This is a genomic window from Serratia sp. (in: enterobacteria), assembly GCF_051654945.1.
Taxonomy (GTDB): domain Bacteria; phylum Pseudomonadota; class Gammaproteobacteria; order Enterobacterales; family Enterobacteriaceae; genus Chania.
In genome coordinates this window covers 12783-32456 of sequence record NZ_JBOFZA010000073.1, presented here as the reverse complement: position 1 = coordinate 32456, position 19674 = coordinate 12783, and the positions used below count along the sequence as shown (strand labels likewise).

At 55.7% G+C, this 19674-nt stretch carries 18 protein-coding genes; 16 read left to right on the top strand and 2 right to left on the bottom strand.

Annotated features, from left to right (window positions below; translation table 11 throughout):
• Positions 1 to 50 precede the first annotated feature (50 nt).
• Positions 51 to 1127 carry a PTS fructose transporter subunit EIIC gene (locus tag ACRDCA_RS14650; protein ID WP_025121833.1) on the bottom strand — a complete coding sequence of 359 codons (1077 nt, stop codon included), beginning with the start codon at positions 1125 to 1127 and terminating at the stop codon, positions 51 to 53.
• Positions 1128 to 1487: 360 nt separating this feature from the next.
• Here ACRDCA_RS14650 and ptsP point away from each other — a divergent pair, with 360 nt between their 5' ends.
• Together ptsP and fsa are read left to right on the top strand one after the other, a co-directional pair.
• Entirely contained in the window at positions 1488 to 3989 is a 2502-nt protein-coding gene (gene ptsP, locus ACRDCA_RS14645; protein ID WP_438690183.1) for a phosphoenolpyruvate--protein phosphotransferase, read from the top strand.
• Between the two features lie 51 nt (positions 3990 to 4040).
• Positions 4041 to 4706: a fructose-6-phosphate aldolase gene (fsa, locus tag ACRDCA_RS14640; RefSeq protein ID WP_438690182.1), complete on the top strand. Its 666-nt coding sequence runs from the start codon at positions 4041 to 4043 to the stop codon at positions 4704 to 4706.
• Between the two features lie 124 nt (positions 4707 to 4830).
• Here fsa and ACRDCA_RS14635 read toward each other — a convergent pair whose 3' ends face one another.
• On the bottom strand, positions 4831 to 5667 hold the full coding sequence (locus ACRDCA_RS14635) for a dienelactone hydrolase family protein (RefSeq protein ID WP_438690181.1): 837 nt from the start codon (positions 5665 to 5667) through the stop codon (positions 4831 to 4833).
• 326 nt (positions 5668 to 5993) lie between these two features.
• Here ACRDCA_RS14635 and udp point away from each other — a divergent pair, with 326 nt between their 5' ends.
• The 14 genes from udp (at position 5994) to hemB (ending at position 19577) form a co-directional block, all read left to right on the top strand.
• A complete protein-coding gene (gene udp, locus ACRDCA_RS14630) occupies positions 5994 to 6755 on the top strand; it encodes a uridine phosphorylase (protein ID WP_438690180.1) in 762 nt (253 codons plus the stop codon).
• 284 nt (positions 6756 to 7039) lie between these two features.
• Entirely contained in the window at positions 7040 to 7822 is a 783-nt protein-coding gene (locus ACRDCA_RS14625) for a tyrosine-protein phosphatase (protein WP_438690179.1), read from the top strand.
• Between the two features lie 87 nt (positions 7823 to 7909).
• Positions 7910 to 8437 carry a DedA family protein gene (locus ACRDCA_RS14620; protein ID WP_438690178.1) on the top strand — a complete coding sequence of 176 codons (528 nt, stop codon included), beginning with the start codon at positions 7910 to 7912 and terminating at the stop codon, positions 8435 to 8437.
• A gap of 266 nt (positions 8438 to 8703) precedes the next feature.
• Positions 8704 to 9492 (top strand): histidine phosphatase family protein, encoded by a 789-nt coding sequence (locus ACRDCA_RS14615; protein ID WP_438690177.1) that lies wholly within the window; start codon positions 8704 to 8706, stop codon positions 9490 to 9492.
• Positions 9493 to 9635: 143 nt separating this feature from the next.
• Positions 9636 to 10958, top strand: coding sequence for an OprD family outer membrane porin (locus ACRDCA_RS14610; RefSeq protein WP_438690176.1), 1323 nt, complete (start codon positions 9636 to 9638; stop codon positions 10956 to 10958).
• A gap of 140 nt (positions 10959 to 11098) precedes the next feature.
• Positions 11099 to 12646, top strand: coding sequence for a DNA recombination protein RmuC (gene rmuC, locus ACRDCA_RS14605; RefSeq protein ID WP_438690175.1), 1548 nt, complete (start codon positions 11099 to 11101; stop codon positions 12644 to 12646).
• 78 nt (positions 12647 to 12724) lie between these two features.
• Positions 12725 to 13480: a bifunctional demethylmenaquinone methyltransferase/2-methoxy-6-polyprenyl-1,4-benzoquinol methylase UbiE gene (ubiE, locus tag ACRDCA_RS14600; protein WP_438690174.1), complete on the top strand. Its 756-nt coding sequence runs from the start codon at positions 12725 to 12727 to the stop codon at positions 13478 to 13480.
• Between the two features lie 13 nt (positions 13481 to 13493).
• Positions 13494 to 14102: a ubiquinone biosynthesis protein UbiJ gene (ubiJ, locus tag ACRDCA_RS14595; RefSeq protein WP_438690173.1), complete on the top strand. Its 609-nt coding sequence runs from the start codon at positions 13494 to 13496 to the stop codon at positions 14100 to 14102.
• Positions 14099 to 15730, top strand: a complete 1632-nt coding sequence (gene ubiB, locus ACRDCA_RS14590; RefSeq protein ID WP_025121821.1) for a ubiquinone biosynthesis regulatory protein kinase UbiB — start codon at positions 14099 to 14101, stop codon at positions 15728 to 15730. Before ubiJ ends, ubiB begins: the two co-directional genes overlap by 4 nt.
• A 162-nt stretch (positions 15731 to 15892) precedes the next feature.
• Entirely contained in the window at positions 15893 to 16159 is a 267-nt protein-coding gene (gene tatA / locus ACRDCA_RS14585) for a Sec-independent protein translocase subunit TatA (protein WP_025121820.1), read from the top strand.
• Positions 16160 to 16162: 3 nt separating this feature from the next.
• The gene (gene tatB / locus ACRDCA_RS14580; RefSeq protein WP_438690172.1) at positions 16163 to 16735 is read left to right on the top strand and encodes a Sec-independent protein translocase protein TatB; all 573 of its coding nucleotides are present in this window, start codon (positions 16163 to 16165) and stop codon (positions 16733 to 16735) included.
• 3 nt (positions 16736 to 16738) lie between these two features.
• Positions 16739 to 17509: a Sec-independent protein translocase subunit TatC gene (tatC, locus tag ACRDCA_RS14575; protein WP_438690171.1), complete on the top strand. Its 771-nt coding sequence runs from the start codon at positions 16739 to 16741 to the stop codon at positions 17507 to 17509.
• A gap of 248 nt (positions 17510 to 17757) precedes the next feature.
• Positions 17758 to 18540: a 3'-5' ssDNA/RNA exonuclease TatD gene (tatD, locus tag ACRDCA_RS14570; protein ID WP_438690170.1), complete on the top strand. Its 783-nt coding sequence runs from the start codon at positions 17758 to 17760 to the stop codon at positions 18538 to 18540.
• Between the two features lie 14 nt (positions 18541 to 18554).
• Positions 18555 to 19577: a porphobilinogen synthase gene (hemB, locus tag ACRDCA_RS14565; RefSeq protein WP_025121816.1), complete on the top strand. Its 1023-nt coding sequence runs from the start codon at positions 18555 to 18557 to the stop codon at positions 19575 to 19577.
• Positions 19578 to 19674: the final 97 nt, after the last annotated feature.

The window sequence follows — 19674 nt, the reverse complement described above, 5'->3', positions numbered from 1 at the left end:
CCTCAAAGTTATCCGTCGTCTCCCAGACCACTGCCTGAGAGCGTATTGATTCAGTTAATTTCGAAATCCAGGTCCAGATCGTCCTGGGCGGCTTTGGTGGCCTGTTTCTTGGCGGCAAAGCTTTTCAGCAGGTTAACCAGCAGGGCGGTGACTACCATGCCGACCAGCAGCGCAGCAACGTAGCCCAGCTTGCCTTCAACCACTGGCAGTACAATCAGCCCACCCCAACCGGCGTAGCACTGGGCACCGACCAAGGCGGCGGTCACGGCGGCACAGGCAGAACCAATCATGATGGAAGGAATAACGCGCAGCGGATCGGCGGCGGCGAACGGGATAGCCCCTTCGGTAACGCCGACGCAGCCCATCAGCAGTGCGGCTTTACCCGCTTCACGCTCTTCCGGGGTGTAGTATTTACGGCCAATCAGCGTGGCGAAGCCCAGACCGAGAGGTGGGGTGGCGATGGCAACGGCCGCGATGGCAACCACGGAGTAGACGCCCTGAGCGACGCAGATCAGCATAAAGGCGTAGGCCACCTTGTTGACCGGGCCACCCATGTCAAACGCCAGCATCAGGCCCATGATGATCGCCAACACCACGATGCTGCCTTGCTGCATACCTTGCAGCCAGTGGGTCAGGCCGTTGGTCAGTGCGCCAACCGGTTCGCCCAGCCCCCACATCATGATGCCCGCGGTGAGCAGGGTGCCAATGATGGGGATCACGAAGATCGGCATCACCGAACGCAGGATCTTCGGCACCGGGATTTTCTTGAGATAGAACACAATAATGCCGCCCAACAGGCCAGCGATGATTGCCCCGAAGAAGCCAGCCCCGAAGGATGCGCCCACCCAGGCACCAATTGCCGAAGGAGCCAGCGCGGAGCGATCCGAGATGGAGTAGCCGATATAGGCCGCGAGGAAAGGCACCATCAGCGTTAACCCGGCCACGCCGATATCGAACAGTTTTTTCAGGTTAGGGTCGGTTGCGGCATCGGGTACTGCCCCTTTACCGTACAACATCACGGAGATAGCCAGCAAAATGCCACCGGCGACCACAAACGGGATCATATGGGAGACGCCGGTCATTAAATGCTGGCGTGTGTTTCTTAGAATATTGAGTAGGTCTTTCATCGTTCACTCCCTGGCCGCGACCAGCGTGCTTCTGAGATAAAACCACCAGGGAATGACCCTTGATGGATAAAGGTTGTTGGCTATCACAATAGGCATCCGCCGCGACTATCAACAGTGGATAAAATTGCCATTTACTGGATTTTTGTATTGTCAGGAGAAAAGTGCGATCTAACTCAAAGTGTACGGCAGCATAAACCGGGCTTGAGGAGGCAGGCTTTGTGAGCGACATCGCATTTATGCCGTCAGGATACATTTGTCCAGTGTTTGACATTTTTATCCGATAGCCCTGGGCCGCGCTGCGCTTCTATCCTTGTGACAAACCGGTGTTGTTCACCGCTGCCAAGGTAAGAGGAAAGAGTGATGGCGAAAATTGTGACGTTTACCTGCGTGCTGCCCAATGGGGTGCATGCCCGCCCAGCCAGCCATATCGAAACCCTGTGCAACGGTTTCCGTTCCCGCTTTGAATGGCACAACGCGCGCAGTGGCCGTTGCGGCGATGGCAAAAGCGTGTTGTCGCTGATCGGGACCGATACTTTGCAGGGCGATGAGTGCCGGATCACCATCGAAGGGGACGATGAGCAGGCCGCATTTGAGCGCCTGACCCAGTTTATCGAACATGAATTCCCGCACTGTGACGAAGCGCTACCGCAGGTGAACGACCAGGCCGAGCAGGAACCTATCCCGCAGTCTTTAGCTAATCTGAATCCAACGTTGGTACGAGCCCGTTCCGTCAACCAGGGCACTGCCAATGGCAAATTGGTGCATCTGGCGCGGGTCGATTTAAACGCTCTGTCTTTACCTGCTGCTCAATCTGTTGAACAGGAACAGCAGCAACTGGCCGAAGGGCTAACGCGCTTTGGTAAGGCGTTGGATCTGCAACTGATGGGCGGTAACGGCACCACCACGGCGGTGCTGGAAGCGCACCGTTCGTTACTGCGCGACGGCGGATTCCGTCAACACCTGCTCGACGGTGTGCTGGCAGGGGAAAGTTGTGCCGCCGCCATTGTGGCCACTGCCGCCCACTTCAGCCAGCAGTTGGCACAGTCTGCCAGCGCTTATCTGCGGGAACGCGAACTGGATATTCGTGATGTCAGCTTCCAACTGTTACAGCAGATTTATGGTGAGCAGCGCTTCCCGGCGCAACAGGCGCTGAGTGTCGACAGCATCTGCATCACCGATGAACTGACCCCAAGCCAATTCCTGGAGCTGGATAAACGCTATTTGAAAGGTCTGTTGCTGGGGAGCGGTGGCAGCACCTCACATACGGTGATCCTGGCGCGCTCGTTCAACATTCCTACCCTGGTTGGCGTTGATGCCGCAGCCATGCTGCCATATCTGCATCAATCGGTGCAGATCGACGGCGATCTTGGGCTGGTGGCCTGCGATCTCAGCGAACCGGTACGTCGTTACTATCAGCAGGAGCAGTGGCTGAGTGAGCAGATCCGCAGCCAGCAAAGCGCCTATCTGGATCAGCCGGGGCGCACTGCCGACGGCGTAAGAATGGAAGTGGCCGCCAATATCGCCCATGCGGTAGAAGCAGAAGCCGCCTTCAGCAACGGTGCCGAGGCGGTGGGCTTGTTCCGTACCGAAATGCTGTATATGGATCGCCTGACCGCGCCTTCCGAAGATGAACTGTACAACATCTATTGCCAGGCGGTGGAAGCGGCCGCAGGCAAGACGATTATCGTGCGCACCATGGACATCGGTGGCGACAAGCCTGTGGATTACCTGAATATCCCGGCCGAAAATAACCCGTTCCTCGGCTACCGGGCGGTACGTATCTATCAGGAATTCCTGCCGCTGTTCCGTACTCAGCTACGCTCGATCCTACGTGCTTCGGCACATGGTCCGCTGAAGATCATGATCCCGATGATCTCCTCGATGGAAGAGATCCTGTGGGTGAAGGATCAACTGGCCGAAGTGAAGCAATCGCTGCGTGCCGGGCAGATCCCGTTCGACGAAAAAATCCCGCTCGGCATCATGCTGGAAGTGCCTTCGGTGCTGTTTATCATTGACCAGTGCTGTGAGGAGATCGACTTCTTCAGCATCGGCAGCAACGACCTCACGCAGTACCTGCTGGCGGTGGATCGTGACAACGCCAAGGTCACCAAACATTACAACAGCCTGAACCCGGCGTTCCTGCGTGGGTTGGATCATGCGGTGCGTGAAGTCCACCGCCACGGTAAATGGATCGGCCTGTGTGGCGAACTGGGGGCCAAAGGTTCGGTGCTGCCGCTGCTGGTGGGCATGGGGCTGGATGAGATCAGTATGAGTGCGCCTTCTATTGCCGCTACCAAAACCCGTCTGGCCAAGCTGGACAGCCGCGAATGCCGCTTGTTGCTCAACCGGGCCATGGCTTGCCGTACGTCGCTGGAAGTGGAGCACCTGTTGGCTCAGTTCCGTATGGAGCAAAGCGATGCGCCGTTGATCACGCCGGAATGTATTGCCCTGGGGGCCGATTGGCGCAGCAAGGAAGAGGTGATCAAAGGCATGGCGGATAACCTGTTGCTGGCCGGGCGCTGCCGTTACCCACGTAACCTTGCCGCCGACCTGTGGGCACGTGAGGCGGTATTTTCCACCGGGCTGGGCTTCGGCTTTGCCATCCCGCATACCAAATCTGAACATATCGAACAGTCCACCATCAGCGTGGCCAAGCTGGCGCAACCGGTCGTCTGGGGCGATGAAGAGGCCCAGTTCGTCATCATGCTGACCCTCAATAAACATGCCGCCGGGGACCAGCATATGCGCATTTTCTCCAAGCTGGCGCGGCGCATCATGCATGAAGGTTTCCGTGACGCCCTGGTGAACGCGGCATCAGCCCAACAGGTAGAGGCGTTGCTGAAACAAGAGCTTGAACTGTAATTCATTCTTGGGCGCTGCGGCGCCCTTCATATTTAGCCTTGAGGAGCAATTATGGAACTCTATCTGGATACTGCTGATATCAATGCGGTGAAACGTCTCGCACGGGTATTGCCATTGCAAGGGGTGACGACCAACCCAAGCATTGTGGCCGCATCACGCACGTCACTATGGGAAGTGCTGCCTGCGTTGCGCGATATCATCGGTGGGGAAGGGAAACTGTTTGCCCAGGTGATGGCCGCCAAGGCCGATCAGATGGTAGAAGAAGCGGTATTGCTCAACCGACGCGTTCCCGGCCTGGTGGTAAAAGTGCCGGTAACCGGCGAAGGGCTGGCCGCTATCAAGACCCTGCGTGGCATGGGCATTCCAACGTTAGGTACGGCGGTTTATGGGGCGGCACAGGGGCTGCTTTCTGCTCTGGCGGGGGCGGAGTATGTGGCACCTTACGTCAACCGGGTAGATGCTCAGGGCGGCAATGGCATTGCTACCGTGCAGGAATTGCAGCATTTGCTGGAACTGCATGCTCCGCAGGCCAAAGTGCTGGCAGCCAGCTTCAAAACTCCGCGTCAGGCGTTGGAATGCCTGCTGGCAGGTTGTGAAGCTATTACCTTACCGGTCGATGTTGCCGAGCAGTTTATCAGCGCTCCGGCGGTGCAGGCGGCGTTAGAAAAGTTTGAGCACGACTGGCACGGCGCGTTTGGTACCTTGGCGCTGGGCTAAGCCCCTCACCCTGGCTACGAAACTCTACTTATATATCAAAGTAATACAGGCAGACTCTGAACTTGATTTCAGCACGATACGGCTCCCTCTCCCTGTGGGAGAGGGTTGGGGAGATGGGAGATGGTTACTTCACACCCGGCACACCATGCTGGCTGAACCATGCCAACATACGCTGCCAACCGTCGGCGGAAGCCTCTGCGTTATAGCTGGGGCGATAATCGGCGTGGAAAGCGTGTCCCGCTTCGGGATACACCACGATTTCCGCATCGGCATTGGCCGCACGGATTGCCTGGCGCATGGTTGCCACCGTTTCCTGCGGGATGCTGCCATCCTGACCCCCGTATAAGCCCAGTACCGGGGCCGAAAGCTCGGTGGCGATATCAACCGGATGCTTGGGTGAATTCAGGGTTTTCTCCCCCACCAGCTTGCCATACCAGGCCACCGCCGCCTTCAGTTGCGGGTTATGCGCGGCATACAGCCAGGTGATACGTCCACCCCAACAAAAGCCGGTGATCGCCAACTTGCTGGCGTCGCCGCCGTGGCGCGTTGCCCAGTGCGCGGCGTGATCCAGATCGGCCAGAACCTGGCTGTCTGGCACTTTGCTGACCAGATTTTTCATCAACTCACCGATTTCAGAATACTCTTTGGCATCTCCTTGGCGGAAATAGAGTTCTGGCGCGATGGCCAGATAACCCTGCTTCGCCAGGCGGCGGCACAAATCCTGAATGTGCTCATGCACGCCAAAGATTTCCTGCACCACCAAAACGATCGGGAATGGCCCCTGATGATGGGCCGGTTTGGCGATATAGGCTGGCAGATCGTCCCCTTGCGATGGGATGGTGGTTTCCCCCACGTGAATATCCTGTTCATCGGTCAGGATAGTCGAGGTAGCCAACGGTGCGACGGCCGGGGTGAATCCCCCTTTGGCCTGTTTTAATGACATTTGTTGTTCTGTTTTCATTGATTGCAGGCTCCATGCGTTAGAGAAAAAAGCGCGGCAGTTAACTATAGGCAGATTACCGCTTATTGGCACGGTATGGCGAATTTTTGCGCAGGGCGGAAAATATGCCCGCGGGGGCAACATGCGGCGCCCCCACGAAGTAATTGGGTTAAACTTGGTGGAGATTTAGTCTCTTACTGAGCTTTTATGTGATTTTAATCACACAAATAATGTAGATGAATGTCTGTTTCTTTTATCAAAGTGATTGTGGTCACGAAATTTACCGGCAATTTTCAGTAGAGTAGTTATTTGTTCCTCCCAAAAAACCGTATCTATGAGGAGTCCCCATGTCTCAGTCTGACGTTTTCCACCTCGGTCTCACTAAAAACGATCTGCAAGGCGCTACTTTGGCCATCGTCCCCGGCGATCCGCAGCGTGTAGAGAAAATCGCCAAGCTGATGGAAAACCCGGTACACCTGGCTTCCCACCGTGAATTTACCTCTTGGCGTGCCGAACTGGATGGCAAAGCGGTGATCGTGTGCTCAACCGGTATCGGTGGCCCGTCTACCTCTATCGCCGTTGAAGAGTTGGCACAGCTGGGTATCCGTACCTTCCTGCGCATCGGTACGACCGGCGCCATTCAGTCCAATATCAACGTGGGCGACGTGCTGGTGACTACCGCTGCCGTCCGTCTTGATGGTGCCAGCCTGCACTTTGCCCCGATGGAATTCCCGGCAGTGGCAGACTTTGCCTGTACTACGGCGCTGGTTGAAGCCGCCAGGGCCAGTGGTGCGACCACGCATATCGGTGTGACCGCCTCTTCCGATACCTTCTACCCAGGCCAGGAACGTTACGACACCTATTCCGGCCGCGTAGTGAACCGCTTTAAAGGTTCCATGGAAGAGTGGCAGTCGATGGGCGTGATGAACTATGAAATGGAATCCGCCACCTTGCTGACCATGTGTGCCAGCCAGGGCCTGCGTGCGGGGATGGTTGCCGGTGTGATCGTTAACCGCACCCAGCAAGAGATCCCAAATGCAGAAACCATGAAGAAAACCGAAAGCCAGGCGGTGCAAATCGTTGTTGAAGCAGCTCGCCGTCTGCTGTAATCCTCACGCCCTCACCCTGACCCTCTCCCAAAAGGAGAGGGGATCAATCGTGCTACCCGTTTGACCACCGTCTGTCTCAACAAAATACGACCCTCTGACTTACCACACCAAACGTTGAGAGAGGATTGGGGGAAAGGGGGCAACTGGGCCGTTTGACGGCCCGTTTCTCCATCTGTTACGGTTATCCTCCCCTACGTCATACTGCTGGCCTGCTGTTGCTGGTGTTTTCCGATTACCGGCTAATGTGGCGGCCTATCCTAAGACAATCATTATAAGGACGTCTAATGACCACTCAGATTTCGCTCCATCCTTCACTTGCACCGCTGGACGGTGGTATCAATTTCCGCGATTTAGGCGGCAACACCGTGGCAGATGGCCGCCGTATCAAACGGGGGCTGCTGTTTCGCTCCGGCGCGCTGGATCGGTTGAGTGAAAATGACTGTAGTTTCCTGGCTCAGATGCCGATGCGCTCGGTGCTGGATTACCGTGATATTGATGAAGTGCAGGCCAAGCCTGACGTGCTATGGGCGGGGGCCGACTATTACCATGTGCCAGCCAATCCGCTTAGCAGTGAAGTCAACGCCAACCTGGATAAGCTCACCGACGAGACGCTGGCCAAGTTTGATGCCCAGGTCTTTATGCTGGAACTGTATCGCCGCCTGCCGTTCAATAACGCCGCCTATCGCCAACTGGCGCAGCTGTTGGCCCAGCCTGAAGGTGGTGCGATTGTGCAGCACTGCGCGGTAGGCAAAGATCGTACCGGCGTCGGTTCGGCGATGGTTTTGCTGGCACTGGGGGCGGATGAGGCTACGGTGATGGAGGATTATCTGCTGACGCAAGTCACGCTGGCTAACTTCCGTGAACATATGTTGGAACAGCTCGCTAGCCGCCTGAACGACGCCTCGGTAGCGCAATTTGCCTATGTGCTCGGTGCCCGCGAAGAGTTCCTGGTGACCGCGCTGGGCTGCATTCGTGAGCAATATGGCTCTGCCGATCGCTGGTTGGAGGCCGAATATGGGCTGGGGCAAAGCCAGCGTGAGGCAATACAGGCGTTCTACCTCGAATAATGGCGGCATGTTTAGCTCAGGTTTAACCCGTGCAGCAGGGCATTGCGTATCCTTGGGGCAGGATCCGTTCCCTATGGGAGAAAATCATTGAGCCTCAATGACATTATTCACTGGGTAGGGGAAGTGGTACGCCAGCATCAAGCCTGGGCGATACCGATCGTCTTCTTCCTGGCCTTTGGCGAATCATTGGCATTCCTTTCCTTGCTTTTGCCTGCAACGGTTATTCTGCTTGGGCTGGGGGCGTTGATTGGCGAGAGCGGCATTGCCTTCTGGCCGATTTGGGCTGCCGCCGCTGCGGGCGCCTTCTTTGGTGACTGGATCTCCTATTGGGTCGGTTATCGCTATCAGGAGCGTGTTGCCCATATGTGGCCACTGTCACGCAATCCACAACTGCTGGTACGTGGCCATGCGTTTTTTGAGCGCTGGGGCGTGCTGGGCATCTTCTTTGGCCGCTTCTTCGGGCCGTTGCGTGCCGTGGTGCCGCTGGTGGGGGGCATTTGTGCCATGCCGCAAACCTCGTTCCAGATTGCCAACGTGGCCTCGGCGATGGTCTGGGCCTTCGGCATTCTGGCTCCAGGAGCCTTTGGCATCAAATGGCTAACCCAGTGGATGTAATATCCGCCTATTTTAATTATTCAGCGACAGAGTGAGAATTCGATCACGAATTTATCTTTATTTGGCGCTTTTTAATTCCCTTATTTTTTCAGCGGTGTTACTTTCCCAACAAGTGGATTGTTACTGTGAATAAACAGGCAAAACCCAAACCCGTCGACATACCAATGTCATGGGTTTGGGTTTTTTTTTGCCCTTAATTTACCTGATGATCGACAGATGATTAAAAAATAGCCCTGTAGGCATCATTTTTCACTAAGGAATAGTCAATGAAAATTAAAACCTGGTTACTGGCCTCCGTCCTTGCCGTTTCCTCTGCTGCGGCCTTCAGCGTATCTGCGGCGGAAACCGACAGCGTAGATATTTATTTTGCCCGCCACGGCAAAACGCTGCTCAATACCTACGATCGGGTGCAGGGCTGGGCTGACTCACCGCTGACACCGGCCGGGATCGAAACCGCGCGCTACCTGGGTGCCGGGCTGAAGGGGATCCCTTTCGACAGTTTCTATACCAGTGATGCCGGCCGCCAACGTGAAACGATGCAGGTGATCCTCAAGGAAATGGGTAAGTCGGATGCCAAGGTGACGGAACTGACCGATCTGCGTGAAATGTTCTTTGGCGGTTTTGAAGGGCGCGCCAATGCCGAGATGGCAGGCGCTGCGGCCAAGAAAATGGGGCTGGCCTCTGGTGCCGAGATGTTCAAGCTGATGGGTGAAGGCAAGATCAGCCTGATCCCGATGGTGGACGCCATCACGCAAAGCGATGACAAAAAAGAAGCGGAAAGCGCGCAACAGGTTAAAACCCGTATGCAGCGTGCCTTGAATACCATGGTGCAGAATGCCCTGAAAAACGGTGATAAAAACATCCTGGCGGTCTCTTCTGGGCTATCGATGCAGATGATGATTTCCGATATGACCGATAACCCGAACAAAAATAAACCACTGACTAACGCGGCAGTGGTCAAGATGACGTATAAAGATGGAAAATATACCGTAACCGATATTGGCGATATGACTTATGTCGCTAAAGGGAAAGCGTTATTAAATAAATCCCTTTGATTATTACCTAATAAAAAATAACTAACCCCTCTACTGGGGGATATTAGCCGAGGCAGTAATAAATTGCCTCGGCAGGGATTCTCTATATCCGTCGTCTTTCAAGCTGCAACTTGAAATCCATAGGGTAAATACCTTTTTCGGGGATGAAAATAATGAAACGTTCTGCATTAAGCTGCTTAGTCGCTATTTCGCTATTATCCACCACGGCCCAGGCCAGCGTTGATGACGTCCTGGATTCGCCCTTTTTCAGCGACAGCCACGCTGAACTGTCGCTGAAAAACTACTGGAAGTATCTTAAGGAAGATGCCGCCAACCCAAAAGAGGTGCATAACGCCTGGGGGCAAGGGCTGGCGCTGGGCTATCAGTCTGGCTATTTTGCTGACTTTATCGGTGTCAATCTCGATTACTACAGCGCGGTGAAACTGGGCGCCAGTGATTACTTCAATACCCGTGGAGTGTTGTATAACAACGGCCCTGGCAACAGCAAAGAGAATGCTGCCGGCTACAGCAAAGTGGGCCAGCGCTATATCAAGCTGAAAGGCGATGTGGGCGGTGCAGCATTGAATGCTCAGGCTGGTTGGCAGGTGTTGCGTAACTACGGCGTGATTTCCACCTCCACTCGTCTCTCCCCTACGACTTACCTGGGATGGTCCGGTGGCGTGTCCGGTGCCGGATTGTCCTTACGCGGCGCGTATGTTGAGCGCTCCATGGATCGTAACTCACCTGATAGTCTGCGTTTACAGACCAACGATGGCCGCTATATCAACCATCTCGCCAGCGCTGAACTGGGCTATGACAATAAAGCGTTTAACGGCCAATTAGCCTACGGGGAATCTCAGGATTATCTGCGTCGCCAGATCTTGCGTATGAACTACAAAGCCGATGAGAAACTCACCCTCGGCAGCCAGATTTACACCACCCAGGCGCTGGATGACTATAAACAGATGGCGCTGAGTAAACGCAACTTCGATCATAACGCCAACCACTATGCGCTGGATGCCAAATGGCAGGAGCCGCTGTGGAGCGTCAAGGTCGGGATTGCCCACACGCGGGCCCCGAAGGGCGAAGGTCAGCTCGGTTTCTACCCGCGCCATATGTCCAAAAACTCACGCGGTACCTTTACTTCGATGGCCTATGCCGGGGAAGATTATATGCGTGATGGTGAAACCATGCTGGCAACCATGGCCGAATACCGCATCACGCCTGAATTTACTGCCGGGCTGGCGGGCAACGTGGGCCAGTTCAGCTATCAAGGCGCAGCGGTGCGTACCGGTGAGATCAACGTCTTTGGCCGTTGGGCACCCACACATCCCAAGCTGAAAAACCTGACGGTGTTCGCCATGGCCGGGCCGGGCTGGTCTTACAAGAACAGCAATAAAACGCCGATACTGGTGGATGGCAAGTCTCAGACTTCCCACTCATTGTCCGGCGAGTTTATCGCCGAATACCGCTTCAAACTGTTTTAACCTGCCTTATCAGCGCGGTACCTAGGATTACCGCGCTTCCTTCATCATAAAAACAGACTGGACATCCATACAGGCTCCCTTTAACGTGGCAGGCAACAGGTGCAAAACGCGCCGGAACCGCATGTTTGACAGGAGGCAGGGTGGATACCAGTTTGGTTTACGGTATGGGTGGCGTAGCGATAGGCTTACTGCTGGGGTGGCTGATCGCCAGCCTGCGCGCGCAACAGCACGCCGCGCAGCATGAAACCGACATGCGCCTGCTGGAGCAGTCTTTGCAGCAGGCCCAGCTTGAAACCACTTCCCGCCAAGAGATGCTGCAACGCCACGAACAGCAGCTGCGGCAAAACGATCTGGAACTGCGCACCCTGCACAGCCAACTGGCCGCCGGGCAGGAGAGGCTGCAACAGCTCAACCACTGGCGCAATGAATGCGAACTGCTGAATCAGGAGTTACGGGCGCAGCGGGAAGTCAACAGCGCTCAGGAAGCCGAGCTGCGCGAGGTGACCATCCGCCTGGAAGAAACCCGCATGGCCGCCGAAGAGAAGCAGCGGTTGCTGATCAGCAGTGAACAGCGCTTGACCACCCAGTTTGAGAATCTGGCCAACCGCATTTTCGAAAACAGTGGCCGCAAGGTGGAGGAGCAAAATAAACAGAGCCTTGATAGCCTGCTGCTGCCGCTACGCGAGCAGTTGGATGGTTTTCGCCGCCAGGTGCAGGACAGTTTTGGCCAGGAAGCACGCGAACGCCATACGTTGACGCACGAAATCCGTAATCTACAGCAGTTAAATGCCCAAATGGCCCGCGAGGCGATCAACCTTACCAAGGCGCTGAAAGGCGATAACAAAACCCAGGGTAACTGGGGGGAAGTGGTGCTGAGCCGCGTGCTGGAAGCCTCTGGCCTGCGCGAAGGCCATGAGTATGAGACACAGGTCAATGTGCGGCTGGATAGCCAAAGCCGTATGCAGCCAGATGTGATCGTGCGTTTGCCGCAGGGTAAGGACGTGGTGATCGACGCCAAGATGTCGCTGGTGGCCTATGAGCGTTACTTCAACAGTGAAGATGATTTCGAGCGGGAGGCGGCATTGACCGAGCATATCGCTTCACTGCGTGGGCACATTCGTGTGCTGGGTCGCAAAGATTATCAACAGTTGCCCGGTCTGCGTTCGCTGGATTACGTGCTGATGTTTATCCCGGTGGAACCGGCCTTCCTGCTGGCCATCGATCGTGAGCCAGAGCTGATTAGCGAGGCGTTGCAACATAACATTATGCTGGTCAGCCCTACGACCTTGCTGGTAGCGCTACGCACCATTACCAACCTGTGGCGTTATGAGCACCAGAGCCAAAACGCCCAGCGTATTGCCGATCGCGCCGCCCGGCTGTATGACAAGATGCGTCTGTTCGTTGACGATATGTCGGCCCTGGGGCAAAGCCTGGATAGGGCGCAGGGCAGTTATCACCAGGCGATGAATAAACTGAGCGAAGGCCGTGGTAATCTTATCGGCCGCATCGAGGGCTTCCGCGCGCTCGGGGTTGAAATTAAACGCCCAATCAACCCGCTTCTGGCGCAGCAGGCCGCGGAACAGCAAGATGATGAACTGCTCCCAGAGCCCGACGAGGAGATGACCTCGTTGCCGGGGGAAGACGATGACCAAAGCTGTGAAGAACCGCATCGCGCATCGCACGGATGATGCTGCTGTAAGGTGGGGTATTACGCCGCTTTCTGGTACACTCCACGACACTAAATTGACTGAATGGCAGGCAGGACAATGGCAGATCAAGCGCAGGAAACCACCGATTTTGGCTTTCGTACCGTAGCAAGAGACGAGAAGCAGGCCATGGTGGCCAACGTTTTTCACTCGGTAGCGGCAAAGTATGACGTGATGAACGACCTGATGTCGTTTGGTATCCATCGTATCTGGAAGCGTTTTACCATCGATTGCAGCGGCGTACGCCGCGGCCAACGCGTGTTGGATCTGGCCGGTGGTACAGGCGATCTGGCCGCCAAGTTCTCCCGCATGGTGGGTGAGCAGGGGCAGGTCGTGCTGGCGGATATCAACGATTCCATGCTCAAGATGGGGCGCGAAAAACTGCGCGACCACGGCATCGTTGGCAATATCAGCTATGTGCAGGCCAACGCCGAAGCGCTGCCGTTCCCGGATAACTATTTCGATTGCATCACTATCTCCTTTGGCCTGCGTAACGTCACCGACAAAGACAAAGCGCTGCGCTCGATGTTCCGCGTGTTGAAGCCGGGCGGTCGCCTGCTGGTGCTGGAGTTCTCCAAGCCGCTGCTGGAGCCGCTGAGCAAGGCTTATGATGCCTACTCATTCCACGTGCTGCCAAAAATTGGCGAACTGGTGGTAAAAGATCCGGACAGTTACCGCTATCTGGCAGAATCGATCCGCATGCATCCCGATCAGGAAACCCTGAAGGGCATGATGGGCAATGCCGGTTTCGAGAACGTTAACTACTTCAACCTGACCGGCGGCATTGTTGCGCTGCATCGGGGCTTCAAGTTCTGATATGGAAATGCCGATGCTGTTAACTCCGTTACTGACCGGCGTGCTGGAAACCTCACTCAATAGCCTGCTATTTCGCGATCGCAGCATGAAAGCTGCCCGCCAACGGCTGGTGGGCAAAGTGTTGCGTATCGAGTTGCAGGAACTCTCTTCGCCGTTGGTGCTGTTGTTTAGCGAACAGCGCGTGGACGTGCTTGGTCAGTCTGAAGATAGCGCCGACTGTACGGTGCAAACCCGCGTGCCGGTGCTGCTCAAATTGCGCGATCGCCAGCAGCTTTCCCCGCTGATGCGTAGCGGCGAGCTGATTGTCGAAGGCGATATTCAGGTGGTGCAACAGTTGGTCGGTTTGCTCGATCTGGCGGAGTGGGATCCAGCGGAATGGTTGGCGCCTTATGTGGGTGACATTGCCGCGCAAGGGGTGAGCCAGATCGTAGGCAAAGGCCTGGGCCTGCTGAAATCCGGCTTGCAGAGCCAGCAACGCTATGTGGCGGAAACGCTGACCGAAGAGTGGCGCATGGCTCCCGGCCCGCTGGAAGTGGTGTGGTTTAACGAAGAGGTTGATGCCACCGTTCGCAGTGTGGACGCACTGATTGCCCGTATGGACCAGTTGGAGGGTAAACGATGACTCCTGGCGAAATTTGCCGCCTGTATTTGATCGTGCGCGTTTTCCTTAGCTATGGTCTGGATGAACTGATCCCCAAGATGCGCTTGACCCTACCGTTGCGCATTGGCCGCCGCTTGCTGTTCTGGATGCCGAACCGTCATAAAGATTTGCCGTTGGGCGAACGTCTGCGCCTCGCGCTGCAAGAGCTGGGCCCGGTGTGGATCAAGTTCGGCCAGATGATGTCGACCCGCCGCGATCTTTTCCCGCCGCATATTGCCGACCAACTGACCCTGTTGCAGGATCGGGTTGCACCGTTCGATGGCGCGCTGGCGCGTAAGCATATTGAATTAGCGATGGGCGGCCCGCTGGAAACCTGGTTCGATGACTTTGACCAGCAGGCGCTGGCGTCGGCGTCGATTGCCCAGGTGCATACCGCCCGGCTGAAAACGACCGGCCAAGAGGTGGTGCTGAAAGTGATCCGCCCGGATATTGGGCCGATTATCAAAGCCGATGTGCGCCTGATGTATCGCCTGGCAGGCTGGGTGCCCAAGCTGATGCCGGATGGTCGCCGTCTGCGCCCGCGCGAAGTGGTGCGTGAATATGAGAAAACCCTGCTCGATGAGTTGAACCTGCTGCGCGAAGCAGCCAACGCCATCCAGCTGCGCCGTAACTTTGACGGCAGCCCGATGCTTTACGTGCCAGAGGTTTACTCCGATTACTGCCGTGAAAGCGTGTTGGTAATGGAGCGGATTTACGGCATCCCGGTGTCGGATATTGCGGCTCTGGAACAGCAGAATACCAATATGAAACTGTTGGCAGAGCGTGGCGTTCAGGTGTTCTTTACCCAGGTCTTCCGCGATAGTTTCTTCCATGCCGACATGCATCCTGGCAATATTTTCGTCAGCTACGAGCACCCGGAAGATCCGTGCTATATCGGCATTGACTGTGGCATCGTGGGTTCGCTGAACAAAGACGACAAGCGCTACCTGGCGGAAAACTTTATCGCCTTCTTCAACCGCGACTACCGTAAGGTGGCAGAACTGCACGTCGATTCCGGTTGGGTGCCGCGTGATACCAACGTCGAAGATTTTGAGTTTGCCATCCGTACCGTCTGCGAGCCGATTTTTGAAAAACCGCTGGCGGAGATTTCATTTGGTAACGTGCTGTTGAACCTGTTCAATACCGCACGTCGTTTCAACATGGAAGTGCAGCCGCAACTGGTATTACTGCAAAAGACGCTGCTGTACGTAGAGGGTCTTGGCCGCCAGCTTTACCCGCAACTGGATCTGTGGACTACGGCGAAGCCGTTCCTGGAAAGCTGGCTGCGGGATCAGGTCGGTATTCCGGCAGTGATCCGCGCGCTGAAGGAAAAAGCGCCGTTCTGGGCTGAGAAACTGCCTGAATTGCCTGAGTTATTTTATGACAGCTTGCAACAGCATAAACTTTTGCAACAAAGCGTCGATAAATTAACCGGTCAGATGCAGGCGCAACGCGTTCGGCAAGGTCAATCACGGTATTTGTTCGGGGTTGGCGCTACACTGTTAGTAAGTGGTACGATTTTACTGCTGGGAGGCGTAGAGGTGTTTCCTGCCTGGATGATGGCCGCAGGCGTTGTGGCCTGGGTTGTCGGTTGGAAGCGCACCGCCTGAATTGATTAAAACCAGGAAAACAGCTGCCGTACTCGCCTCACCAAAAGGGGCATATCCAACACAAAGATGAAGGGTATATAATGCGGCAACTCAAAATATGCTCCGTGCATTTCAATTGTGAAAGGCGATGGGCATAACCCCTTTATACTAGAGGTAATTGTTATGGGCGGTATTAGTATTTGGCAATTGTTGATCATCGCGGTGATCGTGGTGTTGCTGTTTGGTACCAACAAACTGCGTACGCTGGGTTCCGATCTCGGTGCATCGATTAAAGGCTTCAAGAAGGCGATCGGCGATGACAACAGCGCTGCGCCAACCAACACGACTGAAAAAACCAGCCACGACGCGGACTTTGCGGCCAAGCCTATCACCGATAAGCAGCCGGAAGTAAAAGCAGCGGAAGAGTCGAAGAACAAAGAGCAGGTATAAACCGTGTTTGACATTGGGTTTGGTGAACTGCTGTTGGTACTGGTGATTGGCCTGGTGGTACTCGGGCCAGAACGGTTGCCAGTGGCGGTCAGAACCGTTGCGGGCTGGATCCGAGCGCTGCGCTCTCTGGCGGCATCGGTACAAAATGAGCTGACGCAGGAATTGAAGCTGCAAGAACTGCAGGAAAGCCTGAAGAAGGCAGAGAAAGCTGGCTTGCAGAATTTAACGCCAGAACTCAAAGCCTCAATGGATGAGCTGAAAGAGGCGGCTGAGTCGCTGAAACGTTCTTATCACGTCGATAAGGACGAGCCGCCGCATACCATCCACAATCCAGTGGTCACCGATCCCGAAGCTCTGCATGACGGTGTGACTCCGGCTGAAGCGGCGACAGCGGCTTCAGCACCCGTTGCGGCACCGCAGCCCACTGAACCCGCGCCAGCCATGCAAAGCGAGCCCGTCTTGCAACCCGTGGCTCAGGCAACGCCAGTGGATCAGCCAGCTCCTGCAAAGCAGGCCATCCAAGAGCCTGTGGTGGATAAATCCCCTGCGTCTCAACAACCTAGTGGCGAACGTTAAAACATGGCCGTTGAAGATACCCAACCGCTTATCAGTCATTTAATTGAACTGCGTAAGCGGCTGTTGAATTCGATCATCAGCGTGCTGGTGATCTTTATCGTGTTGGTGTTTTTCGCCAACGATATCTATCAGATCGTGTCTGCACCGTTGATCGAGCAATTGCCCGCCGGGGCGAGCATGATTGCCACCGATGTGGCTTCACCGTTCTTTGCACCGATCAAGTTGACGATGATGGTTTCGGTGATCGTTGCCGCGCCGATTATTCTCTATCAGGTCTGGGCCTTTATTGCTCCCGCACTTTACCAGCATGAGCGCCGCCTGATGATGCCGCTGCTGGTCTCCAGCAGTTTGCTGTTCTATCTGGGGATGGCATTTGCCTATTTTGTGGTGTTCCCGCTGGCCTTTGGCTTTTTTGCCAAAACTGCGCCAATTGGCGTCACGATCGCGACGGATATCAGCAACTACCTGAGCTTTGTCATGGCGCTGTTTATGGCGTTTGGCGTGGCCTTTGAGGTGCCGGTTGCCATTATCCTGCTGTGCTGGAGCGGTGTTACCACGCCAGATGACCTGAGAAAGAAACGCCCGTATGTATTGGTTGGGGCTTTCGTGGTCGGCATGTTGCTAACGCCACCGGATGTGTTCTCGCAAACCCTGCTGGCTATCCCGATGTACCTGTTGTTTGAGGTCGGGGTGTTCTTTGCCCGCTTCTATGTAGGGAAGCGACGTAAACCGCTAGAGGAAGAAGAGGAAGGCGAAGAGCCACCGGCCTCCTGATCCCCGTAGTCCCTAAGCCGCCCCTCGCCCTAACCCTCTCCTACAGGGAGAGGGGACGGAATGTGCCACTGATTAACGTTTGCACCTGACCGCAGCATCGAATCAACAAAGCCGCAGATTTACGCCTGTACCGCTGCGAGCTCCGTTCCAGCTCCCTCTCCCTGTAGGAGAGGGTTGGGGTGGGGGGAAACCGTTGGCTTTGACTGACAAGCATGACCCCGATGGGCGGTTTTTGCTTTGGAAAAACCATGTTTGATATTGGCGTTAACCTTACCAGTTCACAATTTGCCAAAGATGTTCCGCAGGTGGTTGAGCGCGCGCAGGCAGCAGGCGTGACAGGTATGCTGATCACCGGCACCAACGCCGCGCAAAGCGAGGCGGCCAGCCTAATGGCGCAACAGCATCGTGGCTATTGCTGGTCTACGGCGGGCGTACATCCACATGATGCCAGCAGTTGGAATGATGAGGTCGCGCAGCAAATTCACCAACTGGCTTTGCGGCCAGAAGTTGTTGCCATCGGCGAGTGCGGGTTGGATTTTAACCGTAACTTTTCCACCCCGGAACAGCAGGAAGCGGCATTCAGCGCTCAGTTGGCAATGGCCGCCGAATTCAGCCTGCCGGTATTCCTGCATTGTCGCGATGCACACGCACGTTTTGTTGCACTGCTGACTCCTTGGTTGGATAAACTGCCCGCCGCGGTCGTGCACTGCTTTACCGGTAGCGCCGAAGAGTTGCAGGACTGCCTGGCACTGGGTTTGTCGATCGGTATTACCGGGTGGGTTTGTGATGAGCGCCGGGGCCTTGAACTGCGGGCCTTGTTACCACACATCCCGGCCGATCGTTTACTGCTGGAAACCGATGCCCCCTATTTGTTGCCCCGGGATTTACATCCGAAACCGGCATCTCGTCGCAACGAACCCTGTTTTCTGCCCCATATCGTTCGGCAGGTGGCTACCTGGCGAGAAGACGATCCCGAGTGGCTGAGCCAGAAAACTGATGAGAACGCCCGCCGGATTTTCCGGTTGGTCTGAGTTAGGAGAAAACTATGAGCTATGCATTTCCGGGCACCTTCCCTGGTCGCCGTATGCGCCGCGTGCGCCGTCATGACTTCAGCCGCCGTCTGGTCGCAGAGAACCAGGTCACGGTGAATGACCTGATTTACCCGGTCTTTGTCATGGAAGGCAGCAACCGCCAGGAAGCCGTTTCCTCTATGCCTGGCGTATCGCGCATGAGTATCGATCTGCTGATCAAAGAGGCGGAAGCCATCGCCAAACTCGGCGTGCCGGTGATCTCCCTGTTCCCGGTGATTGAGCCTGGCCTGAAGTCACTGCATGCCGAGGAAGCCTATAACCCGCAGGGTTTGGTGCAGCGTACCGTACGTGCGCTGAAAGACGCCGTGCCGGAGCTGGGGATCCTGACCGACGTGGCGCTCGACCCGTATACTACTCATGGGCAGGACGGGGTGATCGACGAGCAGGGTTACGTGATCAACGATATCAGCAAAGAAATCCTGGTACGTCAGGCGCTTTCCCATGCCGAGGCGGGAGCCGAAATTGTTGCCCCTAGCGATATGATGGATGGCCGTATCGGCGCCATCCGCGATCAGCTAGAACTGCAAGGCCTGGTGAATACCCAGATCATGGCATATTCCGCCAAATATGCCTCATGCTATTACGGCCCGTTCCGTGACGCGCTCGGCTCCACCGGTAATCTGAAAGGCGGCAACAAAAAAACCTATCAGATGGATCCGGCCAATGGTGACGAAGCCCTGCAAGAGATTGCGCAAGATCTGCAGGAAGGCGCGGACATGGTGATGGTGAAGCCGGGGATGCCGTATCTGGACGTGGTGCGGCGTGTCAAAGATACCTTCGGGGTACCTACCTTCGCCTATCAGGTGTCGGGAGAATATGCGATGCACATGGCGGCGATCCAGAACGGTTGGCTGCAAGAGCAACCGGCGGTGATGGAGTCTCTGCTGTGTTTCAAGCGTGCCGGAGCCGATGGTGTGCTGACCTACTTCGCCAAGCGTGTTGCCCAGTGGCTGCATGATGATGCGATGCGCCGTTAATCGCTCGCAGAGACAGCATTCCTGACTCTTTGCAATGACGGTATGGTTCAATTACACTATGTTCAAGGATGCAGCAGACTGGTTATATTGAATATCA

Coding starts and splice junctions, on each gene's coding strand:
- ubiJ (WP_438690173.1), top strand. CDS start 13,494: ATGCTGTTAACTCCGTTACTGACCGGCGTGCTGGAAACCTCACTCAAT.
- ACRDCA_RS14635 (WP_438690181.1), bottom strand. CDS start 5,667: ATGAAAACAGAACAACAAATGTCATTAAAACAGGCCAAAGGGGGATTC.
- ubiE (WP_438690174.1), top strand. CDS start 12,725: ATGGCAGATCAAGCGCAGGAAACCACCGATTTTGGCTTTCGTACCGTA.
- tatA (WP_025121820.1), top strand. CDS start 15,893: ATGGGCGGTATTAGTATTTGGCAATTGTTGATCATCGCGGTGATCGTG.
- ACRDCA_RS14615 (WP_438690177.1), top strand. CDS start 8,704: ATGAAAATTAAAACCTGGTTACTGGCCTCCGTCCTTGCCGTTTCCTCT.
- ptsP (WP_438690183.1), top strand. CDS start 1,488: ATGGCGAAAATTGTGACGTTTACCTGCGTGCTGCCCAATGGGGTGCAT.
- udp (WP_438690180.1), top strand. CDS start 5,994: ATGTCTCAGTCTGACGTTTTCCACCTCGGTCTCACTAAAAACGATCTG.
- ACRDCA_RS14650 (WP_025121833.1), bottom strand. CDS start 1,127: ATGAAAGACCTACTCAATATTCTAAGAAACACACGCCAGCATTTAATG.
- ACRDCA_RS14625 (WP_438690179.1), top strand. CDS start 7,040: ATGACCACTCAGATTTCGCTCCATCCTTCACTTGCACCGCTGGACGGT.
- hemB (WP_025121816.1), top strand. CDS start 18,555: ATGAGCTATGCATTTCCGGGCACCTTCCCTGGTCGCCGTATGCGCCGC.
- fsa (WP_438690182.1), top strand. CDS start 4,041: ATGGAACTCTATCTGGATACTGCTGATATCAATGCGGTGAAACGTCTC.
- ubiB (WP_025121821.1), top strand. CDS start 14,099: ATGACTCCTGGCGAAATTTGCCGCCTGTATTTGATCGTGCGCGTTTTC.
- tatD (WP_438690170.1), top strand. CDS start 17,758: ATGTTTGATATTGGCGTTAACCTTACCAGTTCACAATTTGCCAAAGAT.
- tatC (WP_438690171.1), top strand. CDS start 16,739: ATGGCCGTTGAAGATACCCAACCGCTTATCAGTCATTTAATTGAACTG.
- ACRDCA_RS14610 (WP_438690176.1), top strand. CDS start 9,636: ATGAAAATAATGAAACGTTCTGCATTAAGCTGCTTAGTCGCTATTTCG.